The sequence below is a fragment of the Pseudalkalibacillus sp. A8 genome, from assembly GCF_045920555.1.
GTDB lineage: Bacteria > Bacillota > Bacilli > Bacillales > Fictibacillaceae > Pseudalkalibacillus.
Map to the genome: position 1 here is coordinate 2,691,370 of NZ_CP174509.1, position 18,105 is coordinate 2,709,474.

Genomic DNA, 18,105 nt, shown 5'->3' on the forward strand with positions numbered 1-18,105 from the left:
ACTATCAAGCAGCTCTATATTTACCTTCTAAAAAGAAAGTCGGTGAAAATGTTGCAAAACATTAGAGAATTTATTTTAAATATATATCCTACAACGAAATTGTTGTTTGCCCTATTTCTTTCGATTTCCGTTTTTCTCATTCCGAGCTATATTTATGCATATAGTTTTGTCCCAATCCTCATGATAATTGCGTACTTAGCTGGGGAGTTAAAGGGATTTATTAACCAAGCGATCAAAGGGTTGCTCGTTTTCGTTATTTTACTTTTCATTATTCAAAGCCTTTTTTATCCAGGCAATACAATTTTGTGGGAATGGGGCATTTTTTCAATTAAGAAAGAAGGAATAGACTATAGTTTAATGCTATCTTCAAGAATATTGGCAATTGGTGCCTCATTTGTGCTCTTTTTCCTAACAACAGAGGTAAAAGATTTTGTCTATTCACTTGAAAAAATTGGTCTGCCGTCAAAAGCCGCTTTTGTTATGATATCCACACTTCAAATCATACCCGAAATTAAAAAACAGTCGCTCGTCATTATGGATGCTCAAAAAACACGGGGTGTTGAAACGGAAGGTAATTTGTTTGTAAGAGCAAAGGCATTTTTGCCAACACTTAGCCCGTTAATTTTATCATCGTTGGCAAGTACGGAAGAACGGGCGATTACTTTAGAATCTAGAGCATTTTCAGCACCGGTTAAAAAAACGAGCTTGCATCACATTGAAAAAACGAAAGCAGATACAATCGTTCGTGTGATGTTATTAGTTTTATTCATTCTATTACTCGTTTGGAGGGTATTTGTATGGATATCGTAAAAATCAAAGATTTAACTTATAAATACCCAATTGGCGATGAAAACGTATTGAAAGATGTTAATTTAACAATCGAAAAAGGAAAGCTGTATGCGTTAGTGGGCAGCAACGGCAGTGGAAAAACAACGCTTTGCAATGTAATTAGAGGGTTTATTCCACATTTTCATCATGGTGAATTAAAAGGAGAAGTTTTAATTTATGATAAAGATATACGTGAATATGAATTAGGTGAACTTGCCTTAAAAATCGGCTTCGTTTTCCAAAATCCCTATACTCAAATCAGCGGGGTAAAGGATACCGTCTTTGAAGAAATAGCCTATGGACTGGAGAATTTAGGGGTTGAAGTAGAAACCATTAGACAGAAAGTAGCGGAAGTCATTCAATTATTAGGGATTGAATATTTACAAGACAAGAATCCCCAAGAGCTTTCAGGTGGTCAGAAACAAAGAGTTGCATTAGCCTCCATCATTGTGATGGAGCCTGACATTCTCGTTATTGACGAGCCGACTTCACAACTAGACCCGCAAGGGACAGAGGAAGTCTTTAAAATCATTGAGATCATGAAACAAAAGGGAAAGACCATAATTTTAGTTGAGCATAAAATTGAGCTAATTGCAGAATACGCTGATCATGTCGTTCTTTTACAGGATGGAGAAATCGTCACACAAGGAAAAACAAAGGATATTCTGTCCGATGAACGAGCAATGAATTATGGTGTTCCATTACCTCAATATGCGATTTTAGGGATTGAAATGAAGAAAAAAGGCATTAATTTACAACAAATTCCTCTTACCGAAAATGAATCGGTTGCGGTGATGCGAAGTTGGTTAGCAACAAAGGGGGTAAAAGTGTGAGCTTTTTATCGTTGAACAATGTTACCTATTCTTATCCAAACGGGTTTAAAGCCGTTGAAGATATCACGATGTCCTTTGAAAAAGGAGAATCGGTTGCGATTGTTGGCCAAAACGGAGCCGGGAAAACGACCACCGTTAAATTAATGAATGGATTGTTAAAGCCGGCAGAAGGCGATGTAGTCGTAGATGGATGGAATACAAAAAACTATACGACAGCGCAAATATCGAGAAAAGTTGGCTATGTTTTTCAAAATCCTGACGATCAAATTTTTCATAGTGATGTCTATAGTGAGATTGAGTTTGGGCCGAAAAAGCTAGGCTTACCTCCTGAAAAAGTAAAAGAAAATGTGATGAAGTCCGCAGAACTTGCCGGGGTTGTTCCTTATTTGGAGGAAAACCCATATAACCTGCCTTACTCAATGAGAAAATTTGTTACGATCGCCTCTGTGCTTGCGATGGATTCCAGCGTCATCATACTGGATGAACCAACTGCCGGTCAGGATTTGCCTGCCATGGAGAGGTTAGGGTCAATTATCAAATCTTTAAATCAAAAAGGAAAAACCGTCATCACGATTACACATGATATGGAATTTGTCGTGAACAATTTTGAACGGGTGGTCGTTATGGCCAATCGGAAGAAAGTTTCAGACGAGAATAAAAGAGACATCTTTTGGAATTTTGAAGTATTGAAGCAAAGCATGTTAAAGCAGCCTCATATTAGTCGATTAAGTCATTCGTTACAACTTGGAGAGAAAATATTAAACATTGATGAAATGCTTCATCATTTGCAGAAAATAAAAAATGCATAGTTTTAGCAACTTGAGGTGGGTTACTTGAAAAAAATACTAATAATTGGAAGTTTGAATATGGATTTTGTATCACATGTTCCTCACCTTCCGAGAGCAGGAGAAACCATATCGAGTACAAAGTTTCAAAAGAATCCCGGAGGAAAAGGGGCCAATCAGGCAGTTGCCGCTGCGAAGCTGGGAGCAGATGTTGCCATGATCGGCAAAGTTGGCTCTGACGATTACGGTGCTCTTCTTTTAAATAGTTTGAAACAAGCTAGTGTTGATACAAAAGGAATACAACAAGAAGAGACAACCGGAATGGCATTTATTAATGTAAGTAGAGAGGGAGAAAATAATATTGTCTTAGTCCCTGGTGCCAATAGTAAAATGAAACGTTCAGATATCGATCAGTTGAGAAGTATTATTGAAGAGAGCGATATTATTATCATGCAGTTGGAGATTCCGTTTGAGGTAGTAGAATACGCTCTTCAACTAGCTATTAAACTGAAAAAAGAAGTGATTTTAAATCCGGCTCCGGCTCAAACAATGCCTGAAGAGCTGCTTCGTAGGGTTCATACGTTAATACCGAATGAAATAGAGCTGCAGCTTCTAACGGGAATGCCGACTTCAACGGAGCAAGAAATTGTGGAAGCAGCTCTTAATTTAAAATCATTAGGTGTTAAGAGAATCATCGTAACAATGGGAGAGAAAGGGTCCTATGTGATTAATGACGAAACACAGGCCCACATACCTGCCTATAAAGTAAACCCTGTTGATACAACCGCTGCGGGAGATTCGTATATTGCAGCTTTTGCGGTAGGTATCACAAAAGGAATGAGTGATCAAGAAGCAGCAAAATTTGCAAGCAAAGTATCAGCGATGGTTGTGACAAAAGAAGGGGCACAACCATCATTACCAACCTTGGAAGAAGTGGAGAAGTTTGTTTTTTAACTAAAAGAAGGAAAATAACATGCTGAACAAAAATCTTCTTATTCTGATGGGCGGCGTGCTTATTGCTGAAATGGGAATGTGGTTAGACCTGATAGGAAACCTACATTTTTTACAACAGCATGTGTCTTCTCGCTTTCTGCAGTCCGTCATTTTGATTGTAGGTACACTGGTCACTATTTTATTCTCTCCGGCAGCAGGACCCCTGATCGATCTAATGGAATAGAAAAAAATCCTGATGATCGCAAGTGTGATGCGAATGATCGGTGTACTCTGCATGTTTCCTGCGCTCCGGTTCGAGAACCATCAAAAATCGGGGCAGTTCACAGGTTCATCGAGGCTTTGATACTGACGTAGAGACATAAAGAGGAGGATTATAATGCATGTTGATTTACTAGTCACCGATGTTTACCTATACAACCATTCTTACAAAAAAATTATGAAAGGAAATGTTGCGATTTTAGATGGAAAGTTTGCCTATATAGGCGATAAAAATGAGGACACGTTTCGGGCGAATAGAGTGATTAATGGACAAAATCGTTTTATGATCCCTGGATTAATAGACATCCATTTGCATATCGAAAGTACAATGGTCACTCCTGATACGTTTTCGTATGGGTTAATTAAGAATGGTGTAACAACCGTGGTTGCGGACCCTCATGAAATGGCTAACGTTTTCGGGGTGAGGGGAATACAAGAGATGATTAAGATGGGCGAGAAATGTATAGCAGATATTTTGTTCGCTATTCCAAGTTCCGTTCCTGCTACGGCGCTCGAGACAACAGGCGGGGAAATAGATATCGAAGAAATAGATGAATTAGCTAAGGAAGAAAAAGTAATTTGCCTCGGTGAAATTATGGATTATGCAAAAGTCCTTTCAGAACCAAACGGCAAAACGAATAGAATAGTGAAGCATGTTAAGAACAACTACCCACATTTTCCGATTGAAGGCCATTGTCCAAAATTAATGGATGTTCAATTAAGTCAATTTATATATGCAGGAATTGACTCAGATCATACTCAACAAACAGTTGAAGGAATGGAAGAAAGAATAAAAATGGGCATGTTTATTGAAATACAAGAAAAATCGATGACGAAAGAATTAATGGACCATTTAATTGAGCATGATCGAAGTGAACATTTTTGTTTTGTTACCGATGATGTCATGCCTGATACATTTGTAGAAAAAGGACATCTAAATCACCTCGTAAAGAAAGCGATTATGATGGGAATGCAGCCTGAGGATGCCATTTATGCTAGTACCGTAACTCCCGCTAGAAGAATGAGAATGTATGATAGAGGCGCAATTGCACCCGGAAAAATAGCTGATTTTATTTTACTGGATGATCTCGATTCATTTAAAATCGATCAAGTGTATAAGAGCGGTACGAAGGTTTATGACCAAAAAGAAGTATATGAACAAGTAGTCCACCCGAAACAGTTCCCAAGCGATTTTTACAAAAGTGTTCAGTTAGAAAAATTAAAAAAACAAGATCTAACGATTTCGGCACCTGTTGAAAATGGCAGTCTCTCTAGCAGAGTTATGATGGTTTCGGACGGGACAACTTTTACGAAGGCATTAATCGCCCATGTGAAGGTTGAAAATCATCAACTGCAGTGGGAAACGAGCCCTTTTTGCTTAATAGGAGTATTTGAGCGTTACGGTAAAAACAGAAATAAGTCTTTTGGATTAATAGGGGGAGACACCATCAAAGGAGGCGCAATCGCATCGACGTATTCACATGATAATCATAACTTACTTGTAGTTGGAAAAAATCGAGAGGATGTACTGCTCGCAGCCAACACGATTATTGAAAATCAAGGGGGATTTTGTGTCGTAGAAAACGGAAAAGTTTTATCTCTTTTAAAGCTCCCGGTTGGAGGTATCTTGTCAGAAGAACCACTAGACGAAATTGCAAAAGAAATGAAGAACTTACGAAATGCCATGGAGAGCTTAGGGTACAAGCATTATAACCCAATTATGTCATTTAGCACACACTCACTCCCTGTAAGCCCAGAGTTAAAAATCACGGACTTTGGTTTAGTTAACGTGAATGAAGGTAAAGTTGTCAATTTATTTGTATAAGTGTGTGTTCGAAAAGGCAACAAATTAGAAGCAAGAAGGTCAAGAATAAGTGTTCTTCTTTTTCGAGGAACTCTAGGGTTCGCCGCTTATCCATTTGGTGACTTTTTGAACAACCTCTAATAACATATTGGCTCATTCGTTATTTTAGCTTTTGCCCTCTCGGGTGTAATGAAAAACGGATCAGAGCTTTTACTTATAATTTAGTCTTATTTTGCATTACAAAGAAAGTGGTGATTATATGAATAAAGAAATTACTCTGGAGTATATAGAAGCAAAGCTTGAACCTTATCTTCAAAATGTCTATAAACACCTTCATCAGTATCCTGAATTAAGTACAGAGGAATATGAAACACAGAAGTTTATCAAAAATGAACTGGACAAGCTAGACATTCCATACAAGGAAATGGCAGACACAGGGCTTTGTGCCGAAATTCACGGGGACCAATCGGGAAAAACGATTCTCTTACGTTCAGACATGGATGCTCTGCCAATTTCAGAACAAACGGATCTGGAGTATGCGTCTAAAAAGGAGGGGGCCATGCATGCTTGCGGTCATGATGCTCATATTACCGTAGGCTTAGGTGTAGCCTCTTTGCTGCAAGAAAGAAAAGCGAAATTAAGAGGAACGGTGAAGATCATGTTTCAACCATCTGAGGAAGTTCATCCAGGTGGAGCGAAACGAATGATCGAAGAGGGAATATTAGAAAATCCGAAAGTAGATGCAGCGATTGGCATTCATACGAATCCTTATATACTGCCGGGAAAATTTGAAATAAAAGAAGGCTATATGCTTGCGAATAGTGACCGAATTTATATTTCCTTGATTGGAAAAGGCGGTCACGCCGCAGCCCCACATCAAAGCATAGATGCGGTGGCGATGGCTGGTCAATTCATCTCCGGCATTCAAAACATTGCTGCAAGGCAAGTCTCTCCTCTTGATCATGCTGTCGTAACAATCGGTAAAATAAGCGGCGGGTACACATCAAATGCAATCGCCGACCGAGTGGATATGACCGGTACGGTAAGAACGATCAAAAAAGAGACACAAGATGCCATTGATGCAAAAATTGAAGCGTTGTTACAGTCTGTAACGAATTATTGGGGCGGATCTTACACGTACGAATACGAACGAGGCTATCCTTCGACTTGGAATGACAAGCAGATAACTCAGTTGGTGAAAAAGGCAGCGGATGCTTGCATTGGCAAAGATAGCATTGTTGAACTGGAACACCCTTATATGAGCGGGGATGATTTTGCCTACTTATCCCATTCGGTGCCTTCTGCGTTCATTTATTGGGGAACAGGAACAGGAACAGAAGTGGCAGAAAAATTCCCATGGCATCATCCAAAATTCCGTGTGAATTTATCGTCTTTGAAATACGGTGTTGCACTTGCAACACAGAGTATCTTAACTTTTTTAAATGAGGTAACAAGCTGACCAAATAGGAAAAAATAACATTATTAACGTATGTTCAAAAAGCACTGGGCGGGAAAGATCGAGGTGCGGCAATCTCGAGGGGGGGAGCAGCGCATTCAAGCAATGTTGTCCAGACTTTCTGAAACTTATCTTTCAATGAACAACATCGACGAGAAAGAAGGATTGTATCATGTCTAAGCTCTCTTCAGCAACGATCTGGTTAGCCGGGATTCAGTGGCTTTTTTTTATTTTTGCGAACACAGTCGTTGTACCGTTGTCTGTCGGAGCTGCTTTTGACTTGCAGCCGGAAGAGATCGCGGCGTCTCTCCAACGCTCGTTTATTTTCACAGGAGCGGCTTCTATTTTGCAAGCAGTCGCTGGTCATCGTTACGCGTTAATGGAAGGTCCTGCTGGTTTGTGGTGGGGGCTGATCCTAAGCCTTTGCGCATCAGCACCATCCGTTGGTATGAGCCTAACGACAATAGGAGGAGGTCTTGCTACAGGTATTCTCTTAGCTGGTTTGACCACTGTACTTTTAGGGGCGATGGGTTTTGCGAATATATTGAAAAAGGTGTTTACGCCGATCGTCATGAGTGTCTACCTTTTCCTGCTTTCCAGCCAACTAGTGATGATTTTTCTAAAAGGGATGCTAGGTCTGTCCAATGATAATGAACTTGATTTGCCGATAGCCGCGTTATCTATTGTTACAGCGATATTAGTAGGATTGCTAAGCATTAAAGGACGAGGGTTGATTGGTGATTTTTCCATTTTGATCGGTATGGTGATGGGGTGGATCGCTTACAACTTCCTTTTCCCTGTGGAAAAAGCCGTAACTATCAGCACTGAGTCGTCTATTTCATGGTTCCCATGGGGAACGCCCAACCTCGAATTAGGAATCATCATTACTGCTTTCTTGGCCGGGCTGATCAATATGACGAATACAATTGCAGCGGTTAGTGCAACAGAGAAGCTTTATCAAACTACGACAACAGATCAGCAGTATAAACGTACATTTTTGCTAACTGGAGTGTATACCATTGTAGCTGCTGTACTCGGTTTAGTCCCATATGGACCTTATACGTCGTCCATCGGTCTATTAGAAAGTACAAGGATTTTAGAACGATTGGCTTTGGTCATAGGAGGGGCGCTCTTTGTAATACTTGGATTAGTACCTGCTTTAGGCGCCTTGTTTACGATGATTCCGATCAGTATAGGGAGTGCCGTTTTATTCGTTGCATATTTACAACTATTCGGTACGGCACTGCGTACGATTGAAGGAATACATTTTAACTCCAAAACGATTTACCGTATTGCCGCTCCGACGCTTTTGGGGCTTTGTATTATGAACATTTCTCCGGAAGTGTTTGCAACAATTCCGATGTATATACGTCCTCTTGTCAGCAACGGTTTGTTAATGGGAGTACTTTTAGCTCTCGTTCTGGAATCTTTTGTGAATTGGTCAAAATATGAATTACTGGATTCAAGGAAAAATAAACAAAGTATTTAAAGTATAGTCAGCTGAATGTAAACCTTATAGTAGATTAACCGGTGTAGGAGCAGTACTCATTATGATCAAACTTTAAAAAGGAGGGAATTTATTTGTTTGAAAACTGGAAACATGATATTGAAAAATTTTATCCGAAAATGGTAGAAATTCGCCGTCACCTCCACCAATTTCCCGAGCTTTCTTTCAAGGAGGAAAAGACTCCTCGATTTATAGCCGAATATTTACAAAAGTTAGGAATAGAAGTACGTACAGGGGTTGGTGGTAGAGGGGTTGTTGGTATTTTACGCGGAGGTAAACCTGGAAAGACTATAGCTTTAAGGGCAGATTTCGATGCTTTACCAATAAACGACCAAAAAAATGTTCCTTATAAATCTAAAATACCCGGTGCGATGTATGCTTGCGGCCATGATGCACATACAGCCATTGTTTTAGGCGTTGCAACAGTCCTTGCCAAATATAAAAATGAACTGCAAGGGAATATCGTTTTTATTCACCAATTTGCTGAAGAACAACCTCCAGGCGGTGCGAAACCGATGATAGTAGACGGTTGTTTGGATGGTGTTGATGTCATATTTGGTACGCATCTTCAAAATATGGATCCAGTTGGAACGGTCTATTATCGTGAAGGATATATACAAGCAGCCGCAGATAGTTTTGAAATCGAAGTTATGGGAAAAGGGGGACATGGCGCACTCCCGCATGAAACGATTGATCCAATCATTATTTCTAGCCATATCGCTATTAATTTACAACAAATTGTGAGCAGAAGAGTAAATCCTCTAAAATCAGCAGTCGTTTCGATAGGTTCAATACAATCTGGAGAAGCTTATAACGTCATACCCGATCATGCGAAACTGATAGGGACAGTAAGAACGTTTGAAGCTGAGATTAGGGATATGATCGAACAATCTTTTAAAAAAATAATAGCTGGAATATGTTCGGCTCATGGCGCTAATTATAAGTTTAGCTATAAACGAGGGTATGATGCGGTTTGGAATCATAAAGACGAAACGCAATTTATTAAAAATAGAGCAGCAGAAGTGATAGGAGCTGAGAACGTAAGAGAGACACAACCCATAATGCCTGGAGAGGATTTCAGCTATTACTTGCAAAACGTTCCCGGTACCTACTTTTTTACGGGAGCAGGAAATGATTCCATTAAATATCCACATCACCATCCAAAGTTTGACATTGATGAAAAGGCTATGTTAATTGCAGCCAAAATATTTCTTAACGCAATTGCAAAATATAACAATTAAATCATATAGAAAAGGGTGTAAATGGACAAAAAGGTTGTTGTCATAACAGGTGCCGGGAGCGGCCTGGGAGCTTCTTTGGCGAAAAAATATTCGGAAATCTAGGTGCTATGTGTGCTTGCTTGGGAGGACGAGAACAAAGCTTGCCCGGACGGCAGAAACATTAGCTGACGGCTATTCGATCTACGACTTGGACGTTTTGTTACGATTTTCGCGTTTTGCCGGCGGTACCCCTAATAGATTTTAAAAATATAATCTTCAACTAAAAGGGACTTTAATCATAATGAACGAAACAGCTCCCATCGCTTAACGTAGGTTGCACTTGGTCATAATGTTACTACCTAAATAAATAACCAAGTGTAGAGCTACACACGAAAAGGAGCCGATATTATGAAGGATGTACAAAAATTTGTTGGTTTAGACGTATCTAAAGATACTATTGCTGTTGCGATTGCTGATTCTGGTCGTGGTGAACCTAGATTTCATGGAACTATTCAAAATAAACCAGAAGATATTCGTAAACTAATGAAAAAGTTAGGAAATCATGAAAATCTACTTGTTTGTTATGAGGCAGGACCTACTGGGTATGGAATTTATCGATTACTTCTATCTATGGACATTGAATGTATGGTTGTGGCACCCTCTCTTATACCAAAGCGTTCGGGTGATCGTGTGAAAACAGATAAAAGAGATTCTACTAGATTAGCTCAGTTGCTTCGTGCTGGAGAGCTTACTTCTGTATGGGTACCAGATGAAGATCATGAAGCACTTAGAGATTTAATCCGTGCTCGGCATGATGCCCGAGAGGATTTACAAAGTTCTCGTCAGAGACTTATGCACTTTTTACTTCGCCATGAAATACGTCCTCCGCAAGGAGTTCGAAATTGGTCCGTAAAACATCGTGAATGGTTGAAACGATTAACATTTGAAAGAGCTTCTCAACGTATTGTTTTTCAAGAATATCTCCATGCCATTTATGAAGTTGAGGAGCGTATGAAACGACTAGAAGCTCAAATACATGAAGAAGCGATTCAAAGTGAACATGCTCCCGTCATTCAAGCACTCCAAACATTAAGAGGAGTTGCAGAAGTAACTGCCGTTACTTTGGTAGCTGAAATTGGACAATTCTCTCGCTTTTCCAATCCAAGACAACTGATGTCATATGCAGGTCTCGTCCCTAAAGAATACTCGAGTGGGTCTAGTCGTTGGCAAGGTTCAATTACTAAAACCGGAAACTCCCAAATTCGTCGTTCCATAGTAGAAGTTTGTTGGTCTTATCGCCATCGACCATCTCTTAAAGGTGAATTGCTTAAACGTCAAGAAGGACAAGATCCAGAGGCAAAACGTATTGCTTGGAAGGCTCAACACCGTCTTCATATGAAATATCATCGCATCTCTGCTAAAGGAAAAGGTGGAAAAGTAGCTGTTGTTGCTGTCGCTAGAGAATTGCTTGGTTTTATCTGGGCTATCGGCTGTGCTATAGAGAATAAACAGGAAAGTAAATCAAGTGTTGCCTAAGGAAAGTAAAAGTAATTCAATATAAGTCGTAACTATTTGTCCTTAAATTTTATTGGTTAATTGAGATTGAAAATTTGGCTCGGAGGCAAATCTCCGGGAAGGAGAACCCTCATGTTCCATTATGCACTAGGTTCGAAGAACTGAACGTGCGCCTTTAGTCCGAGGCAGCTCCGTGACGGATGGAGTGAAATGTGGTACCCAACCCACGCATATCAGTTTGTATACCACCGTCAGCGTTTTTGCCTTCGTGCCAAGTTTTTAAGGTTATCCTTATTCAACTTTTAGGATTGTATCCATTTCGGATTTAGCTTATCAAGGGAAAGTGCGCACTTGACAAGCTAAATCCGAAAGGAAATTTGGTTTGTAAGTTGAACAAGGAATAACTCTATTCATTGCTGAATAAAACACCATTTAAAACATTTGTGTGTGGTGGGTTGACAGTTTCGTTCATATCAATGGAATAAATCTCTTCCAAGTAGAAAGTTAAAAGAGTTTGAGTCTTCTAAGTTCTTCTTGTATGAACGTTTATAATATAAAAATACTGAAGACAAAATTATCTACATAATACATTTGAAAAGGTTTAGTCCTTTCGAACGACAAATTTATAAGGTTGTCTATGCTATAATAAAATCGCAATAGTATAGGATTTCTCAAGGGTGGTCAGCATCACTCCCCAACTTATAACGGAAGGGGGTGTTGCTGTATGACAGTCTTTGAATCGATCGTGATCATGATTACGTTCGGAACCTTCGTGGTAGCGTTACTATCATTTCATAAAAAAAACTAAAACCGCCCTTGAGTTTTAGCTGGCTCTGGCGGTTTTAGTGTCCGTTATACCTGCTGATCCCCCTTCGAGGGAACCTGCTATTGCATGACCGACTGGTGTTACCAGCACTAACGGTCTTTTTTAATATATGTGAACTATCTTTATTATATCCGATACAACTAAAAAAGAAAACAATATTGTTTATATTAAACCTTTTTTCATTAGTTTATTTACCGCAAGACTGAAGTAATTGATAAAAAATCTAATATATATACATCCAAATGTATGACTTTTAAGAGATAAACGTGCCGATTTTGTGCCGACTTAGATTAAAAAAAGATAAATTGTTTTGAAAACAGGATTCGGTAATGCCTTGATATATCAACGTTTTTACATGAGTTAAAAAGCATTTGAAAATACTTTTTAATCAAGTTCGAGATGGAAGGTTCAACCGGATAAAGTCTAAAAGACCTTGATATTGATCTGAACCCAAAAAGTTAAACAAAAATAATAAGCTGCATCGTGGGCCTGAATTCGGAATTTAACCGGACTCAGGTCTTTTAATTTCGCCTTAATTCGTTTGTGATTGTATTTATACTGCTCAACCCCCATATTCAAAAATTGGGGATATAATTTGAACAAAATCTTTAAAGAAAATTGGATATTTATTTTGAATAAAGATGAGATTGTGAAGGATTATACTTAAACTATCTAGCAGGTTAATTAAGAAGGTTAAGAGGTGCAATCTAAACCTGGGTTTCTGTTTTTTTGTTGAAATTAAAAAAAATAGGGTACCGAGAAGTAGCTGACTACATAATTTTAACCATATTTCTCTAGGATTGCCTATTGCTTAATGGGAAAATCTAATGTTAGCGAAACTTTTACATGACATTTTAGTTATAGATAGGAGAGAAGTGGATGGATTCACTATGGCTAGAATATGCTTGGACATTGTTAATTCTAATTGGATTAGAAGGATTATTATCTGCTGACAATGCCCTTGTACTAGCGGTTATAGCTAAGCATTTACCCGAAGAACAGAAAAAAAGAGCTATAAATTACGGAATTATTATGGCCTTTGCTTTCCGATTTGCTGCACTTTTTGCAATTTCTTTTATTGCAAACGTCTGGCAGATACAGGCGATAGGAGCAGCTTATCTTCTTTACCTAGGATTAAAGCATGTCATTCAAGCACAGTTCGGGAAAGAAAATGAGAATATTCATAAGGACGATGAAAAGGAATCCGCTGGTAAAGGTTTCTGGCCCACAGTAGGGAAAATTGCATTAGCCGACCTCGCTTTTGCAATTGATTCGATTCTAGCTGCCGTTGCTCTTGCCCTTGGTCTTCCAGATTCACCATTAGAAGATTTCGGTGGAATGGATGGAGGTCAGTTTATCGTTGTTCTTCTTGGAGGAATTGCTGGCCTTGTCTTGATTAAGTTTGCAGCAACCTGGTTTGTGCAACTTCTTGAAAAACGTCCAGCATTGGAAACAACAGCATATGCAATTGTTGCCTGGGTCGGTGTCAAACTTGCTGTAATTACCCTTGCCCATGAGGATATTGGTATCTTAGATGATCATTTTCCTCATAGTACCGTTTGGACTCTGATCTTCTACGGAGTATTAGTTGGTATTGCTCTAATCGGTTGGTTTGCACCGGGTAAAAAGTCATTTCAAAAAGATAAATCCTAAAATGTAACAAAACCATTATCATCTATGTGGTGAAGCGCTAATTTTTACTTGATCGGTGGCTAAAGGGTGCGGTAATCCACGAAGGATTATCGCTTCTTTTTGTTGAAGTTATTAAGCTAAAGGGCAGTTTATGGAACTTAATTTTAACCAAATAAAGAGAAACTGAAGAAATAATTAAAAAATATGGAGCAAAAATTAACTCAAACTTACCTATAATCGATTACCAAGGTGTACGAAATAGAGATGAAATTATTAAAAGAGTAACCATAATGGCTGGTATGGTTTATATTGCACATCAAGCCACACCATCAGTAATTAGAGAATGGATTAAAGAACAGGGAGGCTTATCTCATTATGTTACAGAGTTTGAAAAGGGTATCTTAGAAAAAAGTGAGCTGAAAACAACGTCAAAAGAGATATTGAGGTTAAAATGGTATGTTGAAAGCCTGTGGGTTTTAGTTTGGGTGTTAGGTATAAACAATACCTTTTAGGTTAATGAACCAGTAGGTGATAACCTAATCCAAATGGTTCCTGATGTTAGAAAAAGGCAGGATTTTTCTACATTAGAAGCCAAAACCTTAATGCGAAACGAAAAGGAAATTTATGAACAAGTTGATTTATATTATAGACTTCATTGGCATTTAGTGGATGCAAGGCTAAAGGGGATAAAACACAGTGATTTTGATGAAGGCCCAATTATGGAAAGGCGAAAAGCACTTGACTGGATTGTTACCCTTGAAGCGGAATAGGATGAAATAGATTTGAGTACATAACCTTAGTTGTAGCACTAAGGGGGCGATTGCTGCACAAGGTGATCGCCTTTTTCTTTACTAGGAGAATAGTTTAAAAAATACGCCCATGAGATTATTAAGTGTATATAGTTAATTGAAGGTGATTCTATGATTTGGATTTGGTCAATTCCCGATAAATACCCGAACAAAAGAATTCGTGAATACATTAAGGATCTGGAACAGATCGGTTCGTTTTAAACAGGGTATAGCGATTAGCGAGGAGGTCATATCACCTAAAATCGTGTTTGAATGCTCGGAAAAATATTTATTAGATGTACTACCTAATAGTAGTTTATTAATAGTCGATTCAAAAAAAGTTTTAGATATATAAAGGGTGTTTGTCCAAAAGATATACAGGTTTACGATGCAAATGTTTTTGTTGGAGAAAAAAGAATCCCTAATTATTATTTAATAAATGTTGTTAATGCTGTTCAGGTAATAAACAAGGAGGAATCAAAATTTACAACGATAAAAGGAACTGATGCAATACTTAATTTTGAGAAAATAGTGTATAAAACAGACCATTTGATTTAGTTAGAAATGCTGATTATCGTTCACATGTTTTAGTTTCCGATTATTTAAAGGACAAGTTTGAAAAGGAAAAAATACAGGTAGTACAATTCAACTAAAAGGGGGCAATATACGAAGATCAATGTGCTGATCTTCTACTGTAATCTTGTTCATGAACTGGGCAGTTTAATGGAAGAAGGATGATTAGATAAGTCAGAAGAAAGGAGTCTAAAACGAGTCCCATTTAAAGTTTGAAAACTGCAATTTTTTCACCTCAACAGTTAAACATATTTTATCCTAATTATAAGAACAAATGTTCCATTTGCGAAATTTTAGACTGAAATCAAAAGTATCCGTTAATACATAGGTAGAAATCCTATGTGGGTTGACTTACCCTTTTCATTTCTTTATACTTTTAAGAAATGTTAACAGTTAACTTTTCAGAAAATTAAAAAGGGGTAACTTTTATTGAAGATTGAAAAGCAGAATATCAGTAATGGAGTACTCGATTATTTACGTAAGCAGATTATTCTAGGCCATTTACAGAGGGGAGATCATTTAGTAGAAGCAAAGCTTTCCAAACAACTGGAGGTCAGCCGTGGTCCTATAAGGGAGGCGATCGCCAAGTTGGAAGCGGAAAATTTGATTGAAAAGCATTCAAACGGCAGGGCAGTTGTGAAGCGGTTTGACATCATTGATATTAAAAACTTGTACGACAGCAGGATACTTTTAGAAACACACGCAATCAAACAAATCGATCCAGCCGTTTTAGAAAAGAACAAGCATTACCTTAATTTATTTATCGATCAAATGCAGAAGTCATATGAACAACAGCGTAGAGACATTGAATCGGATCTAGCCTTTCATGGCTGTCTAATGAAAATGACGGACAATCATACGCTAATCCAGCTGTGGACATCTTTACGAGAAATTTTCCAAACGTTAATTGACATTACGAGTGAGGTCACAGAGTCCAAGCAGCAGGAAATCATTGATGAACATGTACAAATCGTAGAGGCTCTTGTAGCTGGAAAAGTTGAAGAATCTAAGGAAATTCTGACTAAGCACTTGCAAGAAGCCTGCAATTATTGCTGTGAAGGAAAGAGATTAAATTTGGGGGAGAGATGAACATGTACAATCAGAATGTTAAATGTGCCATCATTGGCTCAGGTAATATCGGTACTGATCTCATGTATAAATTGCTGCGGAGCGATAAGCTTGAGCTAACAACAATGATCGGTATTGATCCTAATTCAAAAGGTTTGGCGCTAGCTAAGGAACATGGCGTAAAGCCGATCTATAACGGCATCGATGGTCTGATAGCGGAACCCGGGTTAGCGGAAATCGTCTTTGAGGCTACTTCTGCAACAGCTCATGCTCATAATGCTCCGATTATAAAAGAGTTGGGTATGAAAGCAATTGACCTAACACCGGCAGCAGTAGGGCCTTTTTTAGTTCCCTCAGTAAACCTGAAGGAAGAAGAGGTTGCTGAATTGGATAACGTAAATATGGTCACATGTGGCGGTCAGGCAACTATCCCTATTGTGAAAGCGATTTCTGATGTTGTGAAAGTGAACTATGCGGAAATCGTTGCTTCAATCTCCAGTAAAAGCGCAGGACCGGGTACACGCCAGAATATTGATGAGTTTACAGTAACAACAGCAAAAGCTTTACGAGAGGTAGGAGGTGCAGATGAATCAAAGGCCATCATTACATTGAATCCTGCAGAACCGCCAATTCTTATGAGAAATACTATCCATGTCCATACGAAAGAACCTGCTGAGTATTATCGGGAAGATATTTTGGCCTCATTGAATTCGATATTACAGACGGTGCAGAGCTATGTGAAAGGCTACCGTTTCAAGGCAGATCCGGTCATCAAAGGACATATCGTAACAGTAGCGGTCGAAGTGGAAGGCAACGGAGATTTTCTTCCTAAGTATGCGGGTAACCTTGATATCATTACCTCTGCAGCAGTAAAAACTGGAGAGGTCATGGCGGATCATTTAGCGAAGGAGGAAACTGCAAAATGAGCAAGTATTCAAAAGTAGTTTTTAATGATGTGACATTACGAGATGGGATGCATGCAATTTCTCATCAATATACAAAAGAACAAATTGCTGAACTGACACAGTTAATCGATGATTCGGGTGTAGATATTATTGAAGCCACTCATGGAGACGGTTTAGGCGGAAGTTCAATCCAGTATGGTTTTTCAAAAGAGACTGAGGAAGACATAATCACTACGGCCGTGAAAAATGCCAAGCGAGCGAAAATCGGTGTGCTTTTGCTTCCTGGCATCGGGACGATCGACCATTTAAAACGTGCAAGAGAATGGGGAGCATCTGTCGTTCGGATAGCAACGCATTGCAGTGAAGCTGATGTTTCTGAACAACATATCAAAAAAGCGGTTGAGATAGGAATGGACACAGTCGGTTTTCTAATGATGTCCCATCGTTCGACGCCGGAAGACTTACTGGAAGAGGCTAAAAAGATGGAGTCTTATGGAGCGGGGACAATCTATGTTGTAGATTCCGCCGGAGCCATGACCATGGATGATACTCGAAGAAGAATTTCCTTATTCAAAGAAAACTTGGGCACCGATATCGGATTTCATGGGCACAATAACCTGTCATTAGGGGTAGCCAACTCTATCGTTGCCTTGGAAGAAGGCGCGAGCCGAATTGATACGAGCTTGGCTGGTATGGGAGCCGGAGCAGGGAATACGGCTACCGAGCAACTCGTCGCTGTGATGAACAAAATGGGAATCCCTCATTCGGTAGATTTATATAAAGCGATGGATGCAGCTGAGAATGTAATGAAGCCGATAATGAAGCGCCCCGTCCAGATCGACCGGCTTAGCTTAACGCTCGGCTACACCGGTGTCTATTCCAGTTTTCTATTATTCGCGGAAAGAGCCGGTAAAGAATACGGAGTAGATCCACGTGATATCCTTACGAAAATTAGTGAAATGGGTGCTGTCGGCGGCCAGGAAGACTGGATCATCGGGGTGGCCCAGGATTTGGCAAAAGAGAAAAAAGTCAAGGTATAGCAAAACATTCAGGCAAGGAAGTTTATTCCTTGCCTGAATATCTTTCATGTATGGTTGCGCTTACATAATTTATATGCAAAGATTAACTATAATCATAATAGTGGGGGAGATGA

16 protein-coding genes and 1 pseudogene are annotated in these 18,105 nt (G+C 39.1%); 16 read left to right on the forward strand and 1 reads right to left on the reverse strand.

Annotation, left to right across the window (positions count from 1 at the left end):
* Positions 1-48: 48 nt before the first annotated feature.
* From ACJROX_RS13905 to ACJROX_RS13955, 11 genes are all read left to right on the forward strand, one after another.
* The gene (locus ACJROX_RS13905) at positions 49-810 is read left to right on the forward strand and encodes an energy-coupling factor transporter transmembrane component T (RefSeq protein WP_408011298.1); all 762 of its coding nucleotides are present in this window, start codon (positions 49-51) and stop codon (positions 808-810) included.
* Positions 798-1,661 (forward strand): energy-coupling factor ABC transporter ATP-binding protein, encoded by an 864-nt coding sequence (locus ACJROX_RS13910; RefSeq protein WP_408011299.1) that lies wholly within the window; start codon positions 798-800, stop codon positions 1,659-1,661. The genes ACJROX_RS13905 and ACJROX_RS13910 overlap by 13 nt, the downstream gene beginning before the upstream one ends.
* The gene (locus ACJROX_RS13915) at positions 1,658-2,470 is read left to right on the forward strand and encodes an energy-coupling factor ABC transporter ATP-binding protein (RefSeq protein WP_408011300.1); all 813 of its coding nucleotides are present in this window, start codon (positions 1,658-1,660) and stop codon (positions 2,468-2,470) included. The genes ACJROX_RS13910 and ACJROX_RS13915 overlap by 4 nt, the downstream gene beginning before the upstream one ends.
* A gap of 15 nt (positions 2,471-2,485) precedes the next feature.
* The gene (rbsK, locus tag ACJROX_RS13920; RefSeq protein WP_408011301.1) at positions 2,486-3,400 is read left to right on the forward strand and encodes a ribokinase; all 915 of its coding nucleotides are present in this window, start codon (positions 2,486-2,488) and stop codon (positions 3,398-3,400) included.
* A 19-nt stretch (positions 3,401-3,419) separates the two neighbouring features.
* Positions 3,420-3,623, forward strand: a complete 204-nt coding sequence (locus ACJROX_RS13925) for a hypothetical protein (RefSeq protein WP_408011302.1) — start codon at positions 3,420-3,422, stop codon at positions 3,621-3,623.
* A gap of 153 nt (positions 3,624-3,776) precedes the next feature.
* The gene (locus ACJROX_RS13930; protein ID WP_408011303.1) at positions 3,777-5,483 is read left to right on the forward strand and encodes an adenine deaminase; all 1,707 of its coding nucleotides are present in this window, start codon (positions 3,777-3,779) and stop codon (positions 5,481-5,483) included.
* A gap of 238 nt (positions 5,484-5,721) precedes the next feature.
* Positions 5,722-6,921, forward strand: coding sequence for a M20 family metallopeptidase (locus tag ACJROX_RS13935; RefSeq protein ID WP_408011304.1), 1,200 nt, complete (start codon positions 5,722-5,724; stop codon positions 6,919-6,921).
* A 169-nt stretch (positions 6,922-7,090) separates the two neighbouring features.
* Positions 7,091-8,407, forward strand: coding sequence for a uracil/xanthine transporter (locus ACJROX_RS13940; RefSeq protein WP_408011305.1), 1,317 nt, complete (start codon positions 7,091-7,093; stop codon positions 8,405-8,407).
* Between the two features lie 92 nt (positions 8,408-8,499).
* Positions 8,500-9,666 carry a M20 family metallopeptidase gene (locus ACJROX_RS13945; protein WP_408011306.1) on the forward strand — a complete coding sequence of 389 codons (1,167 nt, stop codon included), beginning with the start codon at positions 8,500-8,502 and terminating at the stop codon, positions 9,664-9,666.
* A gap of 387 nt (positions 9,667-10,053) precedes the next feature.
* The gene (locus ACJROX_RS13950; RefSeq protein ID WP_408006341.1) at positions 10,054-11,181 is read left to right on the forward strand and encodes an IS110 family transposase; all 1,128 of its coding nucleotides are present in this window, start codon (positions 10,054-10,056) and stop codon (positions 11,179-11,181) included.
* 703 nt (positions 11,182-11,884) lie between these two features.
* Positions 11,885-11,968 carry a putative holin-like toxin gene (locus ACJROX_RS13955; protein ID WP_408011664.1) on the forward strand — a complete coding sequence of 28 codons (84 nt, stop codon included), beginning with the start codon at positions 11,885-11,887 and terminating at the stop codon, positions 11,966-11,968.
* A gap of 441 nt (positions 11,969-12,409) precedes the next feature.
* Here the strand turns inward: ACJROX_RS13955 and ACJROX_RS13960 are convergent, their stop codons facing one another.
* Positions 12,410-12,559, reverse strand: coding sequence for an IS3 family transposase (locus ACJROX_RS13960; RefSeq protein WP_408011307.1), 150 nt, complete (start codon positions 12,557-12,559; stop codon positions 12,410-12,412).
* A 306-nt stretch (positions 12,560-12,865) separates the two neighbouring features.
* Between ACJROX_RS13960 and ACJROX_RS13965 the strand changes: the two genes are divergently transcribed.
* The 5 genes and pseudogenes from ACJROX_RS13965 (at position 12,866) to dmpG (ending at position 17,992) form a co-directional block, all read left to right on the forward strand.
* A complete protein-coding gene (locus ACJROX_RS13965; RefSeq protein ID WP_408011308.1) occupies positions 12,866-13,639 on the forward strand; it encodes a TerC family protein in 774 nt (257 codons plus the stop codon).
* A 170-nt stretch (positions 13,640-13,809) separates the two neighbouring features.
* Positions 13,810-14,388 (forward strand): annotated as a pseudogene (locus ACJROX_RS13970) (DUF4272 domain-containing protein).
* 1,020 nt (positions 14,389-15,408) lie between these two features.
* The gene (locus tag ACJROX_RS13975; RefSeq protein ID WP_408011309.1) at positions 15,409-16,068 is read left to right on the forward strand and encodes a GntR family transcriptional regulator; all 660 of its coding nucleotides are present in this window, start codon (positions 15,409-15,411) and stop codon (positions 16,066-16,068) included.
* Positions 16,069-16,070: 2 nt separating this feature from the next.
* Entirely contained in the window at positions 16,071-16,973 is a 903-nt protein-coding gene (locus ACJROX_RS13980) for an acetaldehyde dehydrogenase (acetylating) (RefSeq protein ID WP_408011310.1), read from the forward strand.
* Positions 16,970-17,992 (forward strand): 4-hydroxy-2-oxovalerate aldolase, encoded by a 1,023-nt coding sequence (dmpG, locus tag ACJROX_RS13985; RefSeq protein ID WP_408011311.1) that lies wholly within the window; start codon positions 16,970-16,972, stop codon positions 17,990-17,992. Before ACJROX_RS13980 ends, dmpG begins: the two co-directional genes overlap by 4 nt.
* Positions 17,993-18,105 lie beyond the last annotated feature (113 nt).

Bases quoted from the DNA above. Each gene is read 5' to 3' on its own strand.
- ACJROX_RS13930 (WP_408011303.1), top strand. From the start codon at position 3,777: ATGCATGTTGATTTACTAGTCACCGATGTTTACCTATACAACCATTCT.
- ACJROX_RS13935 (WP_408011304.1), top strand. From the start codon at position 5,722: ATGAATAAAGAAATTACTCTGGAGTATATAGAAGCAAAGCTTGAACCT.
- ACJROX_RS13965 (WP_408011308.1), top strand. From the start codon at position 12,866: ATGGATTCACTATGGCTAGAATATGCTTGGACATTGTTAATTCTAATT.
- ACJROX_RS13960 (WP_408011307.1), bottom strand. From the start codon at position 12,559: ATGGGGGTTGAGCAGTATAAATACAATCACAAACGAATTAAGGCGAAA.
- ACJROX_RS13905 (WP_408011298.1), top strand. From the start codon at position 49: ATGTTGCAAAACATTAGAGAATTTATTTTAAATATATATCCTACAACG.
- dmpG (WP_408011311.1), top strand. From the start codon at position 16,970: ATGAGCAAGTATTCAAAAGTAGTTTTTAATGATGTGACATTACGAGAT.
- ACJROX_RS13950 (WP_408006341.1), top strand. From the start codon at position 10,054: ATGAAGGATGTACAAAAATTTGTTGGTTTAGACGTATCTAAAGATACT.
- ACJROX_RS13980 (WP_408011310.1), top strand. From the start codon at position 16,071: ATGTACAATCAGAATGTTAAATGTGCCATCATTGGCTCAGGTAATATC.
- ACJROX_RS13925 (WP_408011302.1), top strand. From the start codon at position 3,420: ATGCTGAACAAAAATCTTCTTATTCTGATGGGCGGCGTGCTTATTGCT.
- ACJROX_RS13910 (WP_408011299.1), top strand. From the start codon at position 798: ATGGATATCGTAAAAATCAAAGATTTAACTTATAAATACCCAATTGGC.
- ACJROX_RS13955 (WP_408011664.1), top strand. From the start codon at position 11,885: ATGACAGTCTTTGAATCGATCGTGATCATGATTACGTTCGGAACCTTC.
- ACJROX_RS13940 (WP_408011305.1), top strand. From the start codon at position 7,091: ATGTCTAAGCTCTCTTCAGCAACGATCTGGTTAGCCGGGATTCAGTGG.